The sequence below is a fragment of the Humidisolicoccus flavus genome, assembly GCF_045689595.1.
Classification (GTDB): Bacteria; Actinomycetota; Actinomycetes; order Actinomycetales; family Microbacteriaceae; genus Humidisolicoccus; species Humidisolicoccus flavus.
Window position 1 is genome coordinate 1,780,789 of sequence record NZ_CP142724.1, and the last position, 20,300, is coordinate 1,801,088.

A 20,300-nucleotide genomic window follows, 5' to 3' on the forward strand; every position below is an offset into this window, starting at 1 on the left:
GTCAGACCGAGTAGATCGAAGGACGTCCGCGGTGAGTTCGAGAATTCCATGGTTGTTCGGGGTGCTCGTCGCCGCACTCGCAGCAGCGATCGCGTTCGCGCTGCATGCCGGGATCCCCGCGATCCCGGTGCTCACGATTGCGATCGTGCTCGGGCTCATCGTGGGCCAGATTCCGCCGGCGATTCGGGTCATCGAAGGGCCGCTTCGCCCTGGACTCGCGATCGCGGCGCGACGGTTTCTACGGATCGGCATCGTGCTGCTCGGGTTGAAGCTCTCCTTCGAGGCCATCGCGGCGCTCGGTTGGCTGACGATCGCGCTCATCATCGTGCTCGTCGTGGTTTCGTTCCTGGTGACGCTGTGGCTCGGCCGCGCATTCAAGCTGCCGGGGAAGCAACCGCTCATGATCGCCTCCGGGTTCTCGATCTGCGGAGTCTCTGCGATCGGCGCGGTCGGGGGAACGGTTCGCGCGAAGTCTGAAGACACGGCGACACCGATTGCGCTCGTCACGCTGTTCGGTTCGCTCGGCATCGCGCTGCTCCCGCTGGCAGGCTCATTGATTGGGCTCGCCGGAGCAGAATATGGCGTCTGGGTCGGGGCGAGCCTGCACGATGTCGGTCAGGTCGTCGCGGCCGCCCAGGTCGGGGGCACTGCAGCGCTCGCCGTTGCCGTCGCGATCAAACTCACTCGCGTTCTGATGCTCGCGCCGATGGTCGCTGTGATCGGGGGAGTCGAACGTCGTCGCACTCGCGCTGATGGCGAGCAGTCCCGGCCACCGATCGTGCCGCTGTTCGTCGCAGGATTTCTCGCAGTCGTCGCGCTCAACAGTTTCGTGAGCGTCCCGGAGATCGTGGTAGAGATCGCAGACCTCGTGCAGACCGCGCTGTTCGCGGCGGCGTTGTTTGCCATCGGTGCGAGCATCCGAATTGCGAAGCTTGCGCGGACGGGCGCGAAATCAGCGCTCGTCGGCCTCATCTCCTGGTTCGTCATCTGCGTGCTCGCCCTCGGAGTGGTGTGGGCGTACACGGTCACCGAACTACAGGGGCTGTGACAACACAAGGTCCCACCGTCAAGACGGTGGGACCTTGTGTTGCGTTGGCGAGCTGAACGGAATACAAGACGCCCGCGTCGACCCAGTGAACTAAGGTTCAGTTGATCGAGCCCGGTCGATCACGGTGCAGCTGAAATCCGCTCGGTCGTTGCCGACTGAGTACTTGTCGACTGAGCACTCGTTGGCTCGGTGCTCATTGGCTCAGAGCTTGCCGGCTCGGTGCTCATTGGCTCAGAGCTCGTCGACTCGGTGCTTGTCGACTCAGTGCTTGTCGACTTAGTGCTCGTGTGCGCCAGAGAGCTTGAACGCGAGTCGCCCGTGCGCGTAGCCGCCACCGGCGCGGATCGCGGTCGCGACCCAGGCCGATTCAGCCAGTTCAGCTTCGCTCGCACCCGCGGCAACGGCCTTCTGGCTGTGCGCGTCGATACAGTACACGCACTGCGTCGTGATGCCGACGGCGAGTGCGATCAGCTCGCGGTACTTCAGCGGGATCTCACGACCCTCTTTTGCGAAGACGGCCTGATCGAAGGCGCCGAACGCCTGCAGGATGTCGGGGGTGTGTTCCTTGTAAACGGACGTGTATTTCGCGTCTTCTTTGCGATCGAAGTAGTCGGCCACAGTTACTCCTTTGAGTGGGATGAGTGTGCAGTTTCGAGCGTATGCGGTAGCAGTCGTCCGCGCAGAGTCGGCGCTCCATATTCCGTACGAAAGAGGCCGCGCTCGCGAAGCAGCGGGATCACTCCGTCGACGAAATCCTCGAGCACGAGGGGCAGGACGCCCGGCATGATGTTGAACCCGTCGGCGGCTCCGGCCAGGAACCAGTGCTCGATCGCGTCGGCGACCTGCTCCGGGGTGCCGACGATCGAGCGGTGCCCGTAGCCGCCATCCACGCGGAGGAGTTCTCGCACGGTGAGCTCCGCGCTCTGCACGAATCTGATGAACGACTCACGGAACCCGAGCGACCCGGTGAACCCTTCGTATGGCGGCCGTTCAAGGAGCGCGTTCGGGATCCGCTCGTCGAGTTCGAGTTCGAACACCTCCGGCCCGAGCAGACCGGCAAATCTGCCGAGCCCGTAGCCGTCCGGGCCTCCGCGCTCCCAGGTGTCGAACCGCTCGCGAGCTTCGGCCTCGGTCGATCCGAGCGTGACGGAGAGCCCCGGCAGGATTCGAATCGAGTCCGGGTCGCGCCCAGCGGCACGGGCGTCGTCTTTCACGAGTTGGTAGTGCTCGAGCCCGGCCCCGAGTTCCATCTCTGCCGAGAACACGACGTCAGCGTGCTTCGCCGCGAGTGCTCGCCCCTGTGGCGAACCACCGGCCTGCACGAGCAGTGGCGAGCCCTGGGGGGAGTGCGGGACACGGAGTCCGCCGTGCAGTGAAAACGCTGCACCATCGTGGGCGACCCCCTCGAACCGGTTCGCCCAAAGGGATTTCACGAGACTCACGAATTCGTCGGCGCGCGCGTAGCGTTCGTCGCGTGGAGGATTCTCTTCGAGCCCGAAGTTCTTGGCCGCGCTCGAACCGTAGGTGGTGACGACGTTCCAGGCCGCGCGGCCGCCGGAAACGAAATCGAGGGTCGCGAACCGCTCGGCGAGCTCGAAGGGGTCATTGAAGGTCGTGGTCGCGGTGCCGATGAGACCGAGGTGTTCGGTCGCGGCGGCAATGGTGGTGAGGACACCCGTGGGCTCGAGGTTGCCCGTCGGGCGTCGCTTCGGGTCCTCTTCGAGCTGCGGTGAGTCAGCGAGGAAGATCGCGTCGAGCGTGCCGCGCTCCGCGATCCTGCCGAGGGTTTGCCAGTACTCGCTCGAAAGGAACGCATCCTTCGGCTGTCCGCCGAACTTCCACGCGGCGGGCCGCTGACCAAACCCGAGCGTGTTGACGTTCAGAATGACGTTGGAACCTCGGGGGTTGCTCATTGATCTTCCTTTCGAACCGTGCAGTGTGCTTTCGAAACCTGCAGTGTGCTTTCGAAGCCTGCGGTGCTGATGAATGCCAGAGTGGCCCGCCCGATATTTCGGGCAGGCCACCGGACTGTTTAGAGCAGCGAGTTCCCTGCTGCGAGAACGAAGCCGTCGTAGCCCTCGTCGATGTAGCTCGCGACTTCGTCACTCGTCAGGTACTCGACGAGGAGTTCGATGCGAGGGTCGGTCTTCAACTCGGTCGTCGTCGTCAAGACGTTCGCGTACGGGTTGTTCTCCGGTTCTTCCAGCGAGAGCGCGAGGTCGAGATCGACGCCGTTGCTGAGGGCGATGTCACCATTGATGAAGCTCGCTGCGACATCTGGGAGCGCCTGCGCACGAAGCGTGGTGTCGGTGGGCACGAACTTCAGGTTCTTCGGGTTCGAGACGATGTCGCTCTCGTCGATCGCGAGCGCTTCGGCTGATCCGTCGGACTCCGGGTAGCTCAGTTCGATGAGGCCGACGTCTTGCAGAATGAACAGTGCGCGCGGCAGGTTCGTCTGCTCGTTCGGCACCAGGATCTCGGCGCCCTCGGGGATCTCCTCGACACTGTCGAACTTGTCCGAGTAGAGCCCGAAGATGTTCACGAGCACGGTCGACACGTTCTCCAGGTTCGTGGTCTCCGTGTGCGCGGCCTTCCACGAGGTGAAGTACGGGTCGTGCTGGAAAAGGTTCGCATCGATGTCACCGCTTGCGAGCAGTTCGTTCGGGTCGAGTTGCCCATCGCTCTCGATGATGTCGAGCTGGAGTCCGCTCTCATCAGCATCCGCGAGTTCCTGAATGTAGTTCAAGACATCGCCCTGCGGGGTTGGCGTGACGTAGACGCGAAGCGGAGTTTCAAGTCCGGACTCCTCGGCAGCGCCCTCGCCGGAGTTTCCGGTGTCGGCGCTGCACCCGGTGAGCGCGATCGCTGAGGCGGACAGAATCGCTGTGAAGACACTCCAGCGGCGGGTTGTGCGTTTCATGGTGCTCCTTGGTGGGACGGCCGAGTCGGGATTGACGTGCGTGACCGGGAATGTGGTGCCCGAGAGAAAGGCGGGGATGTGCTGTGTCGCCAACGCTAAGGAGCGATCGTGGGCCTGGCAACGTTGTGAAGTAACGCAAAGAAACGCGGCGTCACATGGGGAGTAACACTCTGCAATATGACGCCGCCAGGCCGCCTCGAATCAATGAATCGTGCTGGGATGAACGCATGATCGCATTCGGATACTGGACCCCACTTGCCGGCGGATGGCTTCGCAACGTGGCTGACGAGCAGACCCCAACGACGTTCGAGCATGTGCGTGAAATCGCGCAGTTCGCCGAGCGGCACGGCTTCGACGTGACCCTCGTGCCCGAGCTCAACTTGAACGATCAGAAGGGAATGGAGTCGCCCCGACTCGATGCCTGGACGATTGCGACCGCGCTCGCAGCCTCGACTAAACGAATCGAGATCATGGCTGCCGTGCGGCCCGGGTTCCACAACCCTGCAATCGCCGCGAAGCAGGCGGCGACGATCGATCAGATCAGTCGTGGCCGGTTCACGCTCAACGTGGTCTCGGCATGGTGGGAGGAGGAATCGCGCCAATACGGAGCGGTCTTCGCGCAGCATGCTGAGCGCTACCGGCGCACGGAAGAGTTCGTCGCGGCGCTCCGAGCGCTCTGGGAGCAGCCGAACCCCGTAACGCTGGAGGGCGAGTTCTTCCCGCTGCAGGGCACCTACGCTTCGCCGAAGCCGAGCCAATCACTGCACATCTATGCCGGTGGGGAGAGCGAAGACGGCCGCGCCTCGATCGCCTCGTTCGCGAACTCCTACGTCACCCACGGTGGCACGCCAGAAGAAATCCGGGAGAAGATCGCCGACCTCAACCGTCGCCGAGTTGCCGCCCAGGGGGCTGAGTTCGACAGCTTCGGCATGGCCGCGTTCGTGATCGTTCGCGACACCGAGGAGGAGGCGCAGGAGGAACTGCGCCGGATCACGACGGTGCAGGAGGGGCCCGCGTACGCGAGCTACCAGCAGTTCGTGACCCGCTCGAAGCTCGACGTCGAAGTGAGCCTGGAGGAGTATTCGGTCTCGAACCGCGGACTGCGCCCCCGCTTGGTCGGCACGCCTCAGCAGGTCGCCGAGCGCATCGTGGAGTTCTCGGAGGCCGGCCTCGGACTCCTGCTCCTGCAATTCTCACCGCACCTGCCAGAACTGCAGCGGTTCGCGACGCAGGTGATCCCGCTCGTGCGCGAGCTCGAGGCGCAACGTGCAGCGGCGGGGGATGCCGCTACTCGGGCACCCGGGTCGCAGACAGCAGGCTCGCCCCGAGCGAAGTCGTGATCTGAGGGAGGCTTCCCGCCTCTTTCAATCGGGCTGCACTCAACCACAACGAGTGCAGCCCTTTCTTCGTGCTGACCGCTGAGGCGCCGAGGAGATCGAACAGTGTCGTGCTCACCGACTGCGCTGCCTGCGCGGCAATGACGAACGCTGCCTGTGAGCTCGCTCGTGACGGTTCGTGCACGAGTGCGCGGCGGACGCTCGATTCCGCGGCGAAGACGTGGGCGTGCAGGGTTCCGAGCGCTGACTGCAGTTGGACGTCGTCACGACTGACCTCCGCGTTCCCCTGCCAGAACACGCGGACTCGCGCGAGCACCTCATCGCGCGCACGCTGCTCGCTCGCACGGGCGATCGCGAGAAGGCCGATCGTTGCCACGTCGATCGTCGGCTCGGCCAGGCTTTCAGCGTAGGGAACACCGTGTTCGACGGCGGCGTGCGCGCTCGCAGGCTCGATGCCCTCGATGAACTGGGCAATCAGGGCGTCGAGGCTTTCCTGGAATGCAGCGCTGAGTGTCGCAATGGTTTCGGTGGTCTCGTGGATGCTCATGCTCATGCCTTCTGTGGAGTCGTTGTCGTCACTGCGCTCGCTGAGGCGTGCGGTTCTGCGCTGGAGGCGAAGGGGCGTGGGTGCGCTGCAACATCCGCTGCGCGTGCATCGTAAAGCTGGTGGAACGGCGTTGCGAAGGCCGGCGGAGCGTCGGTGGTCGCGATGAGCGGTGCGAGAAAACGCGCGAGCGTACCGCCGAGCAGTGCTTCCAACCACTCGGCTGCAGTGCCGGATCGCGGAACAAGGAGCACACCCTGCTCGGGGCCGCGCTCGTCTGCACCGGCGTCGTCGAGCGCTCCCGAAGCAGCGTTCGAGGCTTCCGGAGCGAGCACGGACGACACGTCGAGGGGTAACGCACGGAACACGCGAGTCGCGGGAGCGCCCTCGGCCGCGCCGACCGAGCCGGCCGCGCCGACCGAGCCGGTTGCGCCCACCGAGCCAGCCGCGCCCACCGCTTCGAAGGCGATGGCGTCGTCAGGATCGAGGTGACGTGCGACCGTGAGCCCGTTGACGGGCCCCGGCACATTGAGCGGGCCGCGAGAGCGGAACGACCCTTCCGCATTCGCGAAGTGGATCGCCTCGGAATCGATGAAGACCTCCGAGCCGTTCTCGCTCGCGATCGATGACTTCGGCCAGGAAGCCCACAAGGCACGAACGGTCCTGATCGCCTCCTCACGAAGCGACTCGGTCTGGGCCTCGTTCGTCCAGGCGTTGCGCTCGCCGGGTGCCTGCGCGTCACGCGCCAGCGCGGCCCAGGCGACCCGGTTGCCGCTCAGGTGCGCGAGCGAGGCGAATCTGCGTGCGATGTTGTACGGGTGATCGCGGTGGGCGCTGTGCGAGACCACGAACTGTGTGCGATCCGTGACGGCGATCAGCCCCGCAGCGGTCGTCGTCGATTCGAGCACCACTTCGTGCGCCGAGTGCTTCTCGGCGACGTCGGGTCGATGCTCGTCGAGGCCACCGGCTCGAGCCGCGCCGAGGTGCACCCAGCCGACCGGAAGCGCGTCGAGAGCGGCCCCGAGTTCTGCGATCTTCCCCGCGCCGATCGCATGCGCGACGACGCGGTCGGGAAGCGAGAAGGCCAGGCCGTCGAGTGTTGCGTGTGCAGTCATCGTTTGTGCTTTCTTGCTCGGACCCAGAAGTCACCACTGAGTTGGATTGCTTGGACGATCAGCACCATCGCGACTACCGCGAGGAGCATGAGTTCGGGGTAGAAGCGTTGGTAGCCGTACCGAAGGGCGAAATCACCGAGTCCTCCAGCGCCGACCGCCCCCGCGACCGCAGTGCCCTCGACTGTGCCGACGAGGATGATCGTGACGGCGGCGATCAAGCCGGAGACCGACTCCGGCAGCAGCACCCGGAAGATGAACTGGAACCGTGAGATCCCCATCGCCTTCGCCGCTTCGATGCGGCCCGGGTCGACCTCCCGAAGCGCCGATTCGACAAGCCTCGAGAAAAAGGGGGCGAACCCGAGCGTGAGCGGAACGAGCGCGGCAACCGGGCCGAGGGTCGTTCCGACGACCAGGCGGGTCACGGGGATCGCGATGACGATGAGAATCAGGAACGGAATCGAGCGACCGACATTCACGATGGTCGTGAGCACGTAGTAGACCGTGCGATTCTGCGCGATCGAACCCGGAGCGGTCATGTACAAGGTCGTGCCGACGATCAGCCCGACCACGATGATGATGCTCCCGGCGATCGCCACCATGGAGAGCGTCTCGCCGAGCGCGTCCCAGAAGTCAGGGATGTACGAGGTCCAGTCGCGGTTCATGCGGATGCTCCCTGTGGTGTTGATTCGCCAATGACGATGCCGCGAGACAGTAATCGCGCTCGCAGCGCGGCAGCGTTCACCGGTGTGCCCTCGGGGGCGCCTTCGGGTGCGGTGAACACCACCTTGAATCGGGCGACGGTCTTCTCTGCGACCTTTTCCACTCGTCCCGAAAGGATCGAGAAGCGCAACTCGAACTCGCGAGCGATGTCGGAGAGCACCTCGGTTTGATCGCCCGGCTCTTGGAAGATCAGGTCGAAGTGCGCTTGGTCGCTCGGCGCCGGGTCGCCCTCTGGCGCCGGAAGGAGCAGCGCACCGAGAATCGAGTCGGGCTGCGCGACCAGATCGAGCACCGCGCCGGATTCGATGATCTTGCCGTGACGAATGAGTGTCGCGCGATCGCAGGCGTACCGCACCACCTCCCACGAGTGGGTGATGAGAATGGTCGTGAACCCGAGCGCCTTCTGCAGATCTTTCAGGAGTGTCAAAATCACGCGAGTCGTCTCAGAATCGAGCGCGCTCGTCGCCTCGTCGCACAGCAGCACTCGCGGTTTGCTGATCAGCGCGCGAGCGATGCCGACGCGTTGCTTCTGCCCGCCGGAGAGTTGCGAGGGGTAGGCGCGCTCTTTCCCGTTCAGGCCGACCAGCTCGATGAGTTCCCGTGCTCGACGGTTCCGCTCACTCCGACTCACCCCTCGAATTGCGAGCGGAAACGCGATGTTCTGCAGCACCGTCTTGCTGTGGAACAGGTTGAAGTGCTGGAAGATCGTTGCGACCTCGCTCAAATATTCACCACGGCGCTTTCCAGAGAACTGCGCGAGATCCTTGCCGTCGAACGTGATCGTGCCAGAGCTTGGGGTCTCGAGCAGGTTCAACATCCGAAGCAGCGTGCTCTTGCCCGCACCCGAGGTTCCGACGATGCCGAAGAACGAGCCGTCGGGGACGTCAAGGCTGACGTCGTCGAGCGCGTTCGTCACCGCCCCGTCGCGATGAAACGACTTCGTGACGTGTGAGATTTGGAAGATGCTGCTCACTGGTGGCCCTCCTGTTCGCTTGGAGTTTCACTGTGTTGGAGGCTCCGCTGCGGCTGCAACTGTGTGACATTTTGCGTGTCATGCGCGTTCGTATTTCGTCTTCGAACGTCGTGGAACGTCACACTCGGCCGCAGATTCGTCGCCTCTTTTACGCTTGGCCTCCATGACCCAGTCATCACAAACCATCTCCGCGCACGCTGACGAACCGTCGTCCTCGTCAGTGGCATCGCACACGGTGCAGGCGAAATCGCTCAGCACGAGCGAGCGAGCGATCCTCGAAGCAGCAGACCTCGAGGCATTGCTCGCGGTGATCGCGGAAACCGCCGAAGAACGAGAAACCGACCACGAACTTCCCGCCGCGATCTACGAACGGCTCGCGGCGTTCGGGTTCACGAAGCGCAGAGTTCCCAAGGAGCACGGCGGGGGTGGACTCGACATCGAAGCCTTCGTCGAAGAACTCGTGGCGCTCGCGGCAGCGGACACGAACGTGCTGCAGTCGCTCCGAACGCACATCCTCGCAACCGAGCGGTACGTGACCTCTGCGTCGAGCGGCGACCGTGACCTCTGGCTGGGGCGGATCGGCGCGGGCGCGATTCTCGGCGGCGCCTGGACGGAGGCCGGTGACGTCACCATCGGAACGTTCACGACCACGCTCACCCGGGACGGCGAGGGATACCGCCTGAACGGACGCAAGTTCTACAGCACCGGGAGCCTCCTCGCCGACTGGCTGCAAGTCACTGGGGTCGACGAGGCCGGAGAAACCGCGATCTCCATCGTCCCGGCACGCGCGGAGGGCATCACCCACATCGACGACTGGGATGGTTTCGGGCAGCAGCTCACCGCGAGCGGGACGACCGTCTTCGAGAACGTCTTCGTCGAGTCCGAGAACCTCGTGCCGTTCGGTGGCACCTACGACGGCTCGCGAGGCTGGCAACAACTCGTGCTCCTCGCGGCGCTCGTCGGCGCAGGCGAAGCGCTCGAACGAATCGCGATCGATCTCGCCCGCTCCCCGAGTCACGACGACGCGGAGCTCGATCCCGTCTACCTCGAACGACTCGGCTGGATCTCCTCGCGGGTTTTCGCAGCGCGAGCAGGGCTCCGAGAAGCGGCCCGGGCGACGCAGCGCGCCTCAGAATCGCTCCTCAACGCCGGTGCAGCACGCACTGCACCTGCCGTGACCGAGGCGATCCGTTTGGCGGAGCGCGCGACCTTCCAAGCCCAGGTCATCATCATCGATCACGTGCTCGCCGCGGCGAACGCAGTTGCCGAAGTGAGTGCCCTCGGCATAGCGACTGCAAACCCGAAGGCCGCGCGAGCAGTGGAACGCCTCTGGCGCAACGTTCGAACCATCGCCACGCACAACCCGGTGCTGTTCAAACAGCGCATGATCGGCGACGACCTCGCGTTTGGAATCGACAGCGGTGCACCGCGCGAACGTCGACACCGACGCGGCGAACCAGCAGAAGGAGACCGCTCGTGAGCTTCGGATTCGATACTCGTCAGATCCACGCGGGAGCGGTTGTCGACTCGCAGACTGGTGCGCGGATCACACCCGTCTACCAAACCGCGGGCTATGTCTTCGAGAGTTTCGACGACGCAGCGGAACGCTTCGGGCAGCGTGCGAACCGGCCGATCTATTCGCGCGCGGGCAACCCGACGAATCGCATCGTCGAGGCGCGGCTCGCTGACCTCGAAGGCGGAATCGGGGCACTGCTCACCAGTAGTGGCCAGGCCGCAATCGCGACGGTGCTGCTCGCGCTGGCACCGGCCGGGTCGCGAGTGCTTGCGACGTCGAGTCTCTACGAGGGCACGAAGCATCTCTTTCGCGACAGCATCGAGCGCACCGGAGTGGAATTCGTCTTTCTCGACGCCGAGGCCGACGATGCAAGTTGGGAGGCCGCGTTCACCGAGGCAACGACGCTCGTCTATACGGAGTCGATCCCCAACCCGAAGAACGACGTGCCAGATCTCGAACGACTCGCCACGATCGCGCATCGCCACGGGGTGCCACTTGTCGTCGACAGCACGGTTGCGACGCCCTATCTCCTTCGTCCCATCGAGTTCGGTGCCGACATCGTCATTCACTCGACCTCAAAGTGGCTGAGCGGTCACGGCAACGTCATCGGTGGCGCGATCATCGACGGTGGTCACTTCGACTGGGCCGCATCGGGCAGATTCCCGCAGTTGACGACTCCTCTGCCACCGACCGGACTGAGTTTCGTCGACCGCTTCGGCGCGGGCGCGCTGCTGCCGTACCTTTCGGGTGTCATCGGCGATTACGGCCCGACCTTTCCGGCAGCAAGCGCGCAGTTGCTCCTGCTCGGCATCGAGACGCTGTCGCTGCGCGTCGCCCGCCATGTCGAGAGCACACAGACGATTGCCGAATGGCTCGATGCGCACGAGGCGGTGGGCGCGGTCGACTACCCGGGACTCCCCTCGAACCCTTCCTACGAACGAGCGCAGCGATACCTCCCGCTCGGTGCCGGTGGTGTGCTCGCCTTCGAAGTTCGGGGCGGTCGAGCGGCGGCCGAGCGCTTCATCAACGCGCTCCAACTCGTGACACGGATGACGCACATCGGAGACGTCCGAACCCTCGCCTTGCACACAGGCAGCACGATCCACGGCAGGCTCAGCGAGGAGGAACGGCTTGCGATCGGGATCACACCCGGGCTCGTTCGCCTTTCCGTCGGTCTCGAAACCGTGCAGGACATTCTCGACGATCTCGCTCAGGCGCTCGCTGCGTCCCAAGCGTGAGGTGCGCGGGCTTCAATGCAAAGGCTCTTGCCTGTGCGCTATGGCGAACAGGCGAAGGTGCTCAATCGCCGGGGTCGATGACGTCCCAGGTGGCAAATCGCTCGAAGCCTGCACTGTGCGCGAGTGCAACAGAGCCAGCGTTGTCGAGCTGGCAGCGGTACTGCGGTTCGTAGCCGAGCGCAATCGCGCGAGCGCTGATCGCACGCACTGTCGTGCGGGCATGTCCTTGACCTCGAAACTCGGGCAGGGTGATCACGCCGAGGTCCGCGAGCGCTGACGATTGCCATGGGTACATGCTCGAGACCGTGACGATCGCTCCCTCGACGAAAGTGCCGAACACGAGCCAGTGATCGAGTTCGACAAAGGCCTCGTCGAGGTCGTCCTCGGGTGCTGCGGCGACGAAGGCCGCAAAGGCCGCGGCGTCCTCAGCCCCTAACTGACGGGTGTTTCGCCCTGAATGTGCACGTCGGTCAGGTCGCTCGGATAGCTCGGATAGCTCGGCCTGCTCGGACTGCACGGCCTGCTCCGATTGCTCGGTCGCAACGCGCTCTTGTTCGTGCGCCGGCAAGTAGAAGAGGTGGTCTGCTCCGTTCAGGGCGATCCCCGCTGTAGCGAGCCGCGTTTGCACTGACTCGGGGTCGAGCCGCTCATCGCTCACGAGCCCGACGGTCGATGCGATCGCGCTCGTCACAGTAAGGAGGCCTTCACCGCGGTCCGGGGTCAAGATCATCAGCGCCCGATTCGCGGGGAGCGTGTCGTCGATCACGACGCGAAGGCGTGATGCAGGCGCAGCCTCCTCGTCGGGAACGCGAGCAGCTGGCATCCATGACTCGAACACGCGATCTGTGAACATGCTTCGAACTCGCTTCTGTACGGCGGGGCGGGTTGGAGTGTCTTGGACCGGGAACGTCGGGCTGCGTTTACGAGCGCGTGATCATCGTGGTCGTCACGAGCGTGCTCACGATCACGGCCGTCGTCGCGCTGACGACCGCCGCTGCAACGGCCTTCGATCCCCAGTTTCCCTGCTCGAACTCCTTCGCGCGGGCGATGGTCTTCGAGTTCCAGGGGATCTCTGGGTGGAAGTGCGGAAGGGCGCCACTCGCCGAGATGAAGGCGGTGATCGTCGCGGTCCGTGTGTCGGGTTCCTCGCCGTCGACGAGGGTTGCTCGAATCAGGCCGCGCAGGTATTCGCGTCGACCCGTTGCGTTGCCCCGCAATACCTTCGTCGGGAAGAGCCCGAGAAACTTCTTTTCCTGACGAACGAGCTCGCCGCGTTCAATTAACCGCTCGATCACTGGAGCGCGCAATTTCGGTCCCATGGCGGCAAGCAGGGTCTGTACATCGCGCGGCTTCTTCGAGAGGTACTCCCACGATTCCCGCAGGAGTTCGTCAGCGGGCATGTTCGGCGTGGTTGCGATTTCGGTGCCCTTGAGCCCGCGGTCGTTGACCGTGACGTGGTTACCGAGAATGAGATCGCTCAGGATCGCGCCGCCGAGCAAGGAATACAGCATGCTCTCGCTCGCGAAGGTTCCGGTTTTCGGCAAGAAGAGCACCAGCATGAGGTCTTCCGCGATGAGCGGATCATGTCCGCCATCGTTGGTGGAGACGTGGTTGGCGTTGGAGTCTGACATTGCATGTTCCCTTCCGATTGCCCGGTTTCACGCTAGCGCGAAGTCGCCGCTGCAGGCTGAGAATGCACCCGGGGGTAAGGGGTACTGATTTTCATAGGAACGAGGGTTACACTATTCGAGGATTTTGTACTGCACAGCCGCAATGAGGAGGAAGAGTTTGGTGACTGTACCTCCAAACCCGATTCAAGAGCCGAACGTTCTTTGGGCTTGTGTCGAAGACGGATTCTATGTCGGGAGTCGCAACGGCGAATTCCTCGGCTACATTGACCGAAAGAGCGAGGCGCAGTACCTCGCTTTCGACATGTTTTCTCGCGAAGTCGGAGTGTTCCCGGATCTTCGTGCGGCGACAACGGTTTTGAACTCTTCCGGTTTCGGCGATCCAGTAGCTGCTGGGTAGTCGACTGTGGATATTGAGGAAGTTATGACGACGTCAGATGACGGATTGCTGTCGATCATGTACTCGAGCACTGCGCACGAGCCTTTCGACGATGACCGCTTGAATGAACTCCTGGCACAAAGCCGTAGCTCGAACGAGAAGTTGAATTTGACCGGCATGCTGCTGTACCGCAGCGGTCGCTTCATTCAGGTGCTCGAAGGCGACGAGTTCGATGTTCGCAAGGTGATCGCGAAGATCGAGAACGATCCGCGTCACACTGACATGCGCATCCTCGTCGAAGAGACGGTGTCGTCTCGTCGGTTCCCCGACTGGACCATGGGGTACGAACCGATGGCCGAGTCGCGCGAACCAGCCCCCGAAGGCTTCCGCAGCACTTTCGAGGATCTCGAAAACGGCGCAGACCCGGTCTCAACGATTCGTGCCGCTCGTGAATTGAGCCTGTGGTTCCGCGTGCGTTCGATGCGTCGAGCAAACCGCGAATCACAGTCGGCCAACTGAAGCGAGCACGGGCAGTGGCCCGTGTGTCAGCGACGAGTCAGGCGTAGCGACGAGGCAGGCGTAGAGCCTGGCCGCGCGCATGGTCTGGCCAGGCGTCGAGTCTGGCCAGGCGTAGCGACGTGTCAGTTGCAGAGTCTGGCCAGGTCGTCACCAGCGGGTGCGCCGCTCGAAGAGCCCGCGACGTTCAACGGGTTCCCCGAGCTCGGCGGCGCGGGCAACGAACACCATGAGCGGTGCCTCCTTGTGAAAAGGCGTGCGGTGCCAATCGCTGAACACCGACTCGATTTCGAACCCTGCATCCGCAAGATCGCGCTCGATCTGCTCGCGCGAACGAAACGCGAGGTGGGCGCGCTCCGTGACGACCTCGTCTGAGTCGATGAAGTGATTGTGTGAGACGAGCTCGACCGTCTGCGCATCGAGGAGCTTCGCCTCGTTCCACTCGGCGAGCGTTCCGTTCGCGGTGAGTCGCGAAGTCTTCTCCGCTGCAGCCCATGACTCCCATGCTCGTGCGAGCGGGTTACGGCTTTCGAACGCGAGCGTCGCGCCCGGGTCCATGTGCGCTCGGATATCTCTCAGCGTGCGCGACCAATGCGTCTCGGGAATGTGCTGGGCAACATTTCCGGTCATGACGGCATAGTCATAGACGCCGTCTGGAATGCCACTGCTGTCACCGAGCACCCAGGTGACGGCCGTCGCTCCGTCGCGACCACGAGCAAACTGCAGCATCGACGGCGAGGGGTCCACGCCGACCACCGACCGTTCGTCGCGGGCGAGGGAGACTGTGAGCATGCCCGTGCCGCAGCCGATGTCGAGCACAGCGCGAGCTTCGCGTTCATCTGCGAGAGCGCGGTAGAAATCGTGATCCGGGCCGTCTGGATTGTCGTCGTCGTAGAGGGCAACAATGCGGGGGTCGTAGTCGGTCACCCGTCGAGGCTACGTGGGGCCCGCGCTGGGAGACAAGCAGAGGGCGCCGATACGGTGGAGGCATGTCTTCGAGCGCGCTCAATCACCCCCGACTCTCGCCGATCTTGCTCCCGGAGCTCGAACCGGGAAAGCCTGCCGAGCTGTCTGCGGAGCGGAGCTGGGAGTTCTTCAAGTTTCGGGGCGGGGAGATCGCAGACCGCGACCTGACCGGACTCGACGTCGCAGATTGCCGCTTTTCCAACGTCACGATGCGGGACACGAGCCTGCGCGGAGCGACCATTGTCGACTCGATCATCGACCGTCTCGATGCTCCCGTGTTTTCTGCAGCAGGTCTCTCGCTTCGCGACGTCGAGATCTCGGATTCACGGATCGCTTCGGCCGAACTGACTGACGCCTCCCTGCGCTCGGTGCGCTTCTCGGGTTGCAAGCTCGGATACGTGAATCTCCGAGGCGCGGTCGCCACTGACCTCCTCTTCTCGGATTGCACGATTGAAGAGCTCGATATCGGGGGAGCGAAGCTCAACCGCGTGCACTTCGAGCGCACGCAGCTGGGCACACTCGAAACGCGCGGCGCGACGCTCACCGACGTCGATCTTCGGGATCTGTCGATCCGGAAGATCAACGGCATCGAAGGGCTGAAAGGCGCGACGATGAGCCCGATGCAGGTGAGCGACATGGCGGAGACGCTCGCGAGCATGATCGGCATTCACACTCGTTCTTGAGCAGCGCGTCCTCGCCGACGCATTTGGCCAACGGCAACGCCGGAGAGCACGAGCGCAGTTCCGAGGGCCTGGTGCACTCCGAATGCTTCGCCTGCGATGAGGGTGCCGAGTGCGACTCCGGTCACGGGATTCAACAGGCCGATGAGGCCGACCGTTCCTGCGGGGAGCGTGCGAAGTCCGAAGAACCAGGCGACGAAGGCGAGCGCGGTCGCGATCACGCTGACGTAGGCGAATCCGAGCATGGCCGGACCATCGAGCGTCGGCGGCGGCCCTTCGATGACAACCGCGAACGGCAGTACGACGAGCGCTCCGGCGACCAATTGCCAGGACGTCAGCGGCAGGAGCGGAATGCCACGACCCCATTTTTTCGACAGGACGAAGCCGAGCGAGGACATCAGCATTGCGGCGAGCGATGCCAGAATTCCGAGTGGTTGCAGTCGCTCAGGAGCAGAGGGGCTGGTCCCGCCGAGCAGCATGATCGCGACGCCGATGAGTCCGATGCTGGCTCCGAGCACAGAGAGCGTGCCGGGGCGCTCGGCGAGGAGGGGCCAGGCGAGCATGAGCATGACGGCTGCGGAGGTCGCCATGATCGTCGAGGCCAGGCTCGTCGGCAACAGTTGTGACGTGATGTAGATCAGCACGAAGAACGCGCCGACGTTGAGCGTTCCGAGTATGAGCGAGCGCCACCACCACGCACCGCGTGGACGTTTTCGAACGAGCGCGAGCAAGAGGAGTCCGGCAGGGAGGGCTCGGAACACCGCTCCCCAGAGTGGCGAGTCTTCCGGGAGGATTTGCCGGGTGACGTAATAGTTCGATCCCCATGCGATCGGGGCGATCGCCGTCACCGCTACCCAACGCCATTTATCTTCCATGGAAGTTACTATAGCTTCCTGGGAAGATAAGATCGAGGGATGGGAATGACTCCGGCAAGCGAACTCGATCGGGTCGCGGCGATTCAGCACGAATGGCGCCTCGAACGCCCCGACCTCGACGTCACACCGCAGGGCATCATCGGCAGACTGCATCGACTCGCGAACGCACTCACTGAGGAACTCCTTGCCGTGTATGAGCAGCATGGACTCGGCGAGGGGGAGTTCGATGTGCTGGCAACGCTTCGCCGTCGGGGTGCTCCGTTCGAGTGCGCTCCGGGAGAACTCGCGGAGCACACGATGGTGACGACCGGCGCCATGTCGAAGCGGATCGATCGCCTCGAAGCAGCCGGGCTCGTGAGTCGCAGCGCTGCGAGCGATGACGGCCGGCGGCGAGTGGTCGCGCTCACCGAGGAAGGCCGTCGTCGAATCGATGCCGCATTCACCGATCACATGCAGAACGAGTCGCGGCTCGTTGCAGAACTCGAACAGAGCGATCGTGCCGAGCTCGAACGCATACTGACGAGCTGGCTCGCGAAGCACGAGTAGTCGCCCCACATGCCGCGTCGCTCGGTCAGTCGAAGCCCTGTGCGCAGGTCCTGTCGCGGCTCCATTGCTTGTCCCCTTCACGCATCCCCGCTACCGTAAAAGAGCGGGTTGGCGAGCGATCACCACTGAATCCACGCGATGTGTTGCGCCGATGCCGGGACGAAACTGGGCTGAGCACACGAGGGCGGGACTGCCATGAACTTCACAGCAATCGAGTACGTCGACGAGAGCGCGCAGGTGTATCTCGACCTCCAGGCGGGCGTCACCTTCTCGATCGTGATGACCATCATCCTCGCGCTTCTTCCCCTCGCCCTCGCGATTTGGTCGTTCATCAAGCGCTCGTTCGTCTTAGCGGGAATTGGCGTTGTGGGGGTTATCGCAGTCATCGCGATCGGCATCACCTTCGCAGTCGGATACGCGAACCGTTCCGACGTGGAGGTGTCGGAGATCGAACTCACGGGCGCGATCACTGCGATCGAGAGTGACCCGCACCGTGCGATCTCGACCGTGCGACTTGACACCCAGAATCGGTCGCTGCTCGTCACCGCGGGTCGCGAGGACATCAATGTCGGAGAAACCCTCACGGTGACGTGCGCGACGATCGACGGCGCGGTCGCGCTCTACACGCCCTGCACGATCATCGAGCAGATCGAAGCCCCCTAGCGACCGAGGTGCACGCAGCGCAACGGGAAGCGGTGGCCTCGTGCAGCGCAGTGCAGCGCAGTGCAGCGCTCAGCCGAGCAGCGGAATGACGTCGTTGCCGATGCGCTCGACCTCGTCGATCATCGGATGCGCCTGAATGAGGAGTAGGTCGACACCGGCGTCCTCGAACTCGCGAATCCGGTCCGCGACCTGCTGCGGCGTGCCCACGAGGTTTGGCCGGAGACCGCGGTTCGACACCGAGTAGTCCTTCAGATCGATCGCGACATCGAGCGAGGACTTCTGAATGAACTGCTGGTACGAGTCGTAGGCGGCGCCCTCGCTGACATCGGTAATCCGAGCGAGTTCGGCCTGCGCCTCGTCTTCGGTGTCTCGAACGATGACGTAGGTTGCCATCCCGAACTCGGTGAACGGAGCGCGGCCGGCAGCTTCGCGACGTGCAGTGAGATCGGCGATTTTGACCCGGAGCTCTTCCGGCGTGCCACCGTGCGTCACGTAGGCGTCGGCGAAGCGGCTGATCGAAGCCCTGCCGGCAGGGCTCTCGCCACCGGCATAGATGACGGGCTCCGCAAGCGGCTTCGGCTCGACAATGGTGCCGTCGATCGAATAGTGCGCCCCCGAGTGAGTAAAGGGGCTCTCTCGCCATAACCCCTGCAGCACCGAGACGTACTCTTCGGTGACGGCGTAGCGGTCATCGTGTGCCTTGAACTCGGCACCGAACTGGCGAGCTTCCTCCTGCCACCAGGCCGAGACGATGTTGAGGCTCAAGCGTCCCTGCGCGATCTCCTGGATCGTCGTGAGTTTGCGCGCGGTCAGCTCCGGCGGGTGAAAACTCGGTCGAAGTGCGGTCATGATTTCGAGCTTCGATGTCACCGCTGCCAGTGCCGCGGTCACCGCCCAGGCGTCGCGAACAGGGCCGTGGACTCCGCGGATGTCGTTGAGGTGCAACTCGGGAATGAGCGTCAGTTCGAACCCGACCTCTTCAGCCTTCTGTGCGAGCGCGACGAGGTCGGAGAACTGTTCCGGCTCGGGGTCTGGGACGTTTCGCAGCCAACTGCCGAAAATCGGTGTCCAGTACCCAAATCTCATACGGCAACCGTAGCCGGAGCGAGCGACTGCAGGAACCGGGCGACTTTCGTGGCGGCGGATTCGGGCAGTGAGCCTTCGACGTCGGGGCTGTAGTTCGTGTTCGTGTTCACGTCGTAGGGCACAACGCGGCCGTCAATGGTCTCGATGAACTCGACACCGGCGATCTCTACCCCTGCCTCTGCGAGGAAGCGTTCGAGCTGCTGGATCAAGGGGTACTCGGCCGTGATTTCTTCTCGGAGCGAGAAGAGTGGAGGCGGAACCTCATCGCCCGTCGGCACGGCACACGCTTCAGCGGGGCACAATTCGAAGCCGCCCTGGCTCGTATCGACGCGAACGGCGTAGGCGAATCGTCCGCCGATGAATTCTGCGCGAGTGACGAATGGTGCGGTGCCGATCAGGAGTTCCTGGATCAGCGTGATGCCGTCGATGGGTGCTTCGAACTCGTCACCGGCAACGTAGGCATCGAATTCTTCGTGGGTCTCGAACCGTCGAACGCCGAGCCCTTTGCCGCCCTGGTTGTGCTTCGAGATGAACGGAGCCGGAAACTCGCGAGCTGCGGCCGAGAGCCCTGCTTTCCCAACGACCGCGGTGGTTCGCGGGACGTCAAACCCTGCGGCGCGAAGCAACGCGTGCTGCTTGACCTTGCTCACTTCGAGCTCGACCACGCGCGAACCGTTGACGACTCGCTGGCCCTGCGCCTCCAACGCGGAGAGGATCGAGCGTGCGGCGTCCTTCGCGAATGGTCGCCCGCGAGTGTGCGCCGATGCGCTCAGTCGCGACCAGTAGATCGCGGGTTCGGCCTGCGCATCGAGCGGGAGTGTGAACTCGTCGAAGAGCACGGGCTCGAGTTCGACGCCCTCGGCCTCGAAGGCGCGAGCGAACGGTGGAATCCATTCGGGGTTGTCGTGCAGAACAACAACTTTCGTCATGATCCGTCTCGCCTCTATTCCGTGATGCGGGAGTGGTCGCCCAGTTCGTGCCACGTGCGGTTATGGTAGACGAGCGGCTGCTTCTGTTCCTCGGAGTCGAGTCCGGAATCACCGGATTCAATCGCGTGCACGACGACGACCGTCGAGCCGCCAGCGTCGAGCCGGTTGATGATGCGCCCGCGGATCCAGTTCTCGACACCGTGGAAGAGCGGCTCGCCCGTCTCGAGTCGGTGCCACGCTTCAGTGTCAGCGAAGCGGTCGATGCCGCTGGTCGCGCCGAGCTTCGCGAGGTCGAGGTGCTCGGAGTCGAGCAGGTGCACGATCACGGTGTCGGCTTCCCTGATCGTCGGCGCGCTCGAAGAGATCGTGGAGAGCGAGAAGACGAGCAGGGGCGGTTCGAGGCTGACGGAGAACACCGAGCTTGCGGTCAGTGCGACCGGGCCGTTGCCATCGTCCGCGGTGATGAGCGCAACACCGGAGGGGTGGTTGCGGAATGCCTTGCGGAACGACGTGGAGTCGAGGTCATCGAACGATTTCCGCGCCGCCTCGGCTGCGATCAATGGCTCGCTGTTGTCGTCCTGCGGTTGCTCCTGCGGGCGAGCTGCGCCTGATGTACTCATT

Annotated in this window: 23 protein-coding genes; 9 read left to right on the plus strand and 14 right to left on the minus strand. The window is 63.8% G+C overall.

The genetic code is table 11. The features are described 5' to 3' along the window. Nucleotides 1-31: 31 nt before the first annotated feature. Entirely contained in the window at nucleotides 32-1,048 is a 1,017-nt protein-coding gene (locus tag U2H20_RS08565; RefSeq protein ID WP_430591867.1) for a YeiH family protein, read from the plus strand. Nucleotides 1,049-1,324: 276 nt separating this feature from the next. On the opposite strand, the gene U2H20_RS08570 is transcribed toward U2H20_RS08565, so the two are convergent. The 3 genes from U2H20_RS08570 to U2H20_RS08580 form a co-directional block, all read right to left on the minus strand. After that, nucleotides 1,325-1,666: a carboxymuconolactone decarboxylase family protein gene (locus U2H20_RS08570; protein ID WP_430591868.1), complete on the minus strand. Its 342-nt coding sequence runs from the start codon at nucleotides 1,664-1,666 to the stop codon at nucleotides 1,325-1,327. Nucleotides 1,667-1,668: 2 nt separating this feature from the next. Beyond that, on the minus strand, nucleotides 1,669-2,961 hold the full coding sequence (locus U2H20_RS08575) for an LLM class flavin-dependent oxidoreductase (protein WP_430591869.1): 1,293 nt from the start codon (nucleotides 2,959-2,961) through the stop codon (nucleotides 1,669-1,671). A gap of 119 nt (nucleotides 2,962-3,080) precedes the next feature. After that, on the minus strand, nucleotides 3,081-3,968 hold the full coding sequence (locus tag U2H20_RS08580; protein WP_430591870.1) for a MetQ/NlpA family ABC transporter substrate-binding protein: 888 nt from the start codon (nucleotides 3,966-3,968) through the stop codon (nucleotides 3,081-3,083). A 227-nt stretch (nucleotides 3,969-4,195) separates the two neighbouring features. On the opposite strand from U2H20_RS08580, the gene U2H20_RS08585 reads away from it, so the two are divergent. Beyond that, on the plus strand, nucleotides 4,196-5,308 hold the full coding sequence (locus U2H20_RS08585; protein ID WP_430591871.1) for an LLM class flavin-dependent oxidoreductase: 1,113 nt from the start codon (nucleotides 4,196-4,198) through the stop codon (nucleotides 5,306-5,308). Here U2H20_RS08585 and U2H20_RS08590 read toward each other — a convergent pair. The 4 genes from U2H20_RS08590 to U2H20_RS08605 are packed head-to-tail and all read right to left on the minus strand — an operon-like array spanning nucleotide 5,256 to nucleotide 8,657. After that, on the minus strand, nucleotides 5,256-5,852 hold the full coding sequence (locus tag U2H20_RS08590) for a hypothetical protein (RefSeq protein WP_430591872.1): 597 nt from the start codon (nucleotides 5,850-5,852) through the stop codon (nucleotides 5,256-5,258). The two genes, U2H20_RS08585 and U2H20_RS08590, sit on opposite strands and share 53 nt — an antisense overlap. Nucleotides 5,853-5,854: 2 nt before the next feature. Next, nucleotides 5,855-6,964: a hypothetical protein gene (locus U2H20_RS08595; protein WP_430591873.1), complete on the minus strand. Its 1,110-nt coding sequence runs from the start codon at nucleotides 6,962-6,964 to the stop codon at nucleotides 5,855-5,857. Further along, entirely contained in the window at nucleotides 6,961-7,626 is a 666-nt protein-coding gene (locus tag U2H20_RS08600; protein WP_430591874.1) for a methionine ABC transporter permease, read from the minus strand. The genes U2H20_RS08595 and U2H20_RS08600 overlap by 4 nt, the downstream gene beginning before the upstream one ends. Beyond that, a complete protein-coding gene (locus U2H20_RS08605) occupies nucleotides 7,623-8,657 on the minus strand; it encodes a methionine ABC transporter ATP-binding protein (protein WP_430591875.1) in 1,035 nt (344 codons plus the stop codon). Before U2H20_RS08605 ends, U2H20_RS08600 begins: the two co-directional genes overlap by 4 nt. Before the next feature lie 163 nt (nucleotides 8,658-8,820). Between U2H20_RS08605 and U2H20_RS08610 the strand changes: the two genes are divergently transcribed. Next, complete coding sequence (locus U2H20_RS08610) at nucleotides 8,821-10,137, plus strand: acyl-CoA dehydrogenase family protein (RefSeq protein ID WP_430591876.1); 1,317 nt, start codon at nucleotides 8,821-8,823, stop codon at nucleotides 10,135-10,137. Beyond that, nucleotides 10,134-11,411: an O-acetylhomoserine aminocarboxypropyltransferase/cysteine synthase family protein gene (locus U2H20_RS08615; protein WP_430591877.1), complete on the plus strand. Its 1,278-nt coding sequence runs from the start codon at nucleotides 10,134-10,136 to the stop codon at nucleotides 11,409-11,411. Before U2H20_RS08610 ends, U2H20_RS08615 begins: the two co-directional genes overlap by 4 nt. Nucleotides 11,412-11,472: 61 nt before the next feature. Here U2H20_RS08615 and U2H20_RS08620 read toward each other — a convergent pair whose 3' ends face one another. Continuing rightward, nucleotides 11,473-12,264 carry a GNAT family N-acetyltransferase gene (locus U2H20_RS08620; RefSeq protein ID WP_430591878.1) on the minus strand — a complete coding sequence of 264 codons (792 nt, stop codon included), beginning with the start codon at nucleotides 12,262-12,264 and terminating at the stop codon, nucleotides 11,473-11,475. A gap of 67 nt (nucleotides 12,265-12,331) precedes the next feature. Next, nucleotides 12,332-13,042: a GOLPH3/VPS74 family protein gene (locus U2H20_RS08625; protein ID WP_430591879.1), complete on the minus strand. Its 711-nt coding sequence runs from the start codon at nucleotides 13,040-13,042 to the stop codon at nucleotides 12,332-12,334. Nucleotides 13,043-13,202: 160 nt separating this feature from the next. Here U2H20_RS08625 and U2H20_RS08630 point away from each other — a divergent pair, with 160 nt between their 5' ends. Beyond that, a complete protein-coding gene (locus tag U2H20_RS08630) occupies nucleotides 13,203-13,439 on the plus strand; it encodes a hypothetical protein (RefSeq protein ID WP_430591880.1) in 237 nt (78 codons plus the stop codon). Between the two features lie 24 nt (nucleotides 13,440-13,463). Then, entirely contained in the window at nucleotides 13,464-13,937 is a 474-nt protein-coding gene (locus U2H20_RS08635; RefSeq protein WP_430591881.1) for a BLUF domain-containing protein, read from the plus strand. A 147-nt stretch (nucleotides 13,938-14,084) separates the two neighbouring features. Here U2H20_RS08635 and U2H20_RS08640 read toward each other — a convergent pair whose 3' ends face one another. Further along, nucleotides 14,085-14,861, minus strand: coding sequence for a class I SAM-dependent methyltransferase (locus U2H20_RS08640; protein ID WP_430591882.1), 777 nt, complete (start codon nucleotides 14,859-14,861; stop codon nucleotides 14,085-14,087). Nucleotides 14,862-14,923: 62 nt separating this feature from the next. On the opposite strand from U2H20_RS08640, the gene U2H20_RS08645 reads away from it, so the two are divergent. After that, nucleotides 14,924-15,583, plus strand: a complete 660-nt coding sequence (locus U2H20_RS08645; RefSeq protein WP_430591883.1) for a pentapeptide repeat-containing protein — start codon at nucleotides 14,924-14,926, stop codon at nucleotides 15,581-15,583. Here the strand turns inward: U2H20_RS08645 and U2H20_RS08650 are convergent. Continuing rightward, nucleotides 15,568-16,455, minus strand: coding sequence for a DMT family transporter (locus tag U2H20_RS08650; protein ID WP_430591884.1), 888 nt, complete (start codon nucleotides 16,453-16,455; stop codon nucleotides 15,568-15,570). The two genes, U2H20_RS08645 and U2H20_RS08650, sit on opposite strands and share 16 nt — an antisense overlap. A gap of 39 nt (nucleotides 16,456-16,494) precedes the next feature. Between U2H20_RS08650 and U2H20_RS08655 the strand changes: the two genes are divergently transcribed. Both U2H20_RS08655 and U2H20_RS08660 read left to right on the plus strand, forming a co-directional pair. Continuing rightward, nucleotides 16,495-17,001, plus strand: coding sequence for a MarR family winged helix-turn-helix transcriptional regulator (locus tag U2H20_RS08655; protein ID WP_430591885.1), 507 nt, complete (start codon nucleotides 16,495-16,497; stop codon nucleotides 16,999-17,001). Between the two features lie 195 nt (nucleotides 17,002-17,196). After that, entirely contained in the window at nucleotides 17,197-17,664 is a 468-nt protein-coding gene (locus U2H20_RS08660; RefSeq protein ID WP_430591886.1) for a hypothetical protein, read from the plus strand. Nucleotides 17,665-17,733: 69 nt separating this feature from the next. On the opposite strand, the gene U2H20_RS08665 is transcribed toward U2H20_RS08660, so the two are convergent. Genes U2H20_RS08665 through U2H20_RS08675 form a run of 3 tightly spaced genes read right to left on the minus strand, consistent with a single transcriptional unit; the run spans nucleotide 17,734 to nucleotide 20,299 of the window. Continuing rightward, nucleotides 17,734-18,750, minus strand: coding sequence for an LLM class flavin-dependent oxidoreductase (locus tag U2H20_RS08665; RefSeq protein WP_430591887.1), 1,017 nt, complete (start codon nucleotides 18,748-18,750; stop codon nucleotides 17,734-17,736). Beyond that, entirely contained in the window at nucleotides 18,747-19,679 is a 933-nt protein-coding gene (locus tag U2H20_RS08670) for an ATP-grasp domain-containing protein (protein WP_430591888.1), read from the minus strand. Before U2H20_RS08670 ends, U2H20_RS08665 begins: the two co-directional genes overlap by 4 nt. A gap of 14 nt (nucleotides 19,680-19,693) precedes the next feature. Continuing rightward, nucleotides 19,694-20,299: a flavin reductase family protein gene (locus U2H20_RS08675; protein WP_430591889.1), complete on the minus strand. Its 606-nt coding sequence runs from the start codon at nucleotides 20,297-20,299 to the stop codon at nucleotides 19,694-19,696. Between the last annotated feature and the right edge of the window lies 1 nt (nucleotide 20,300).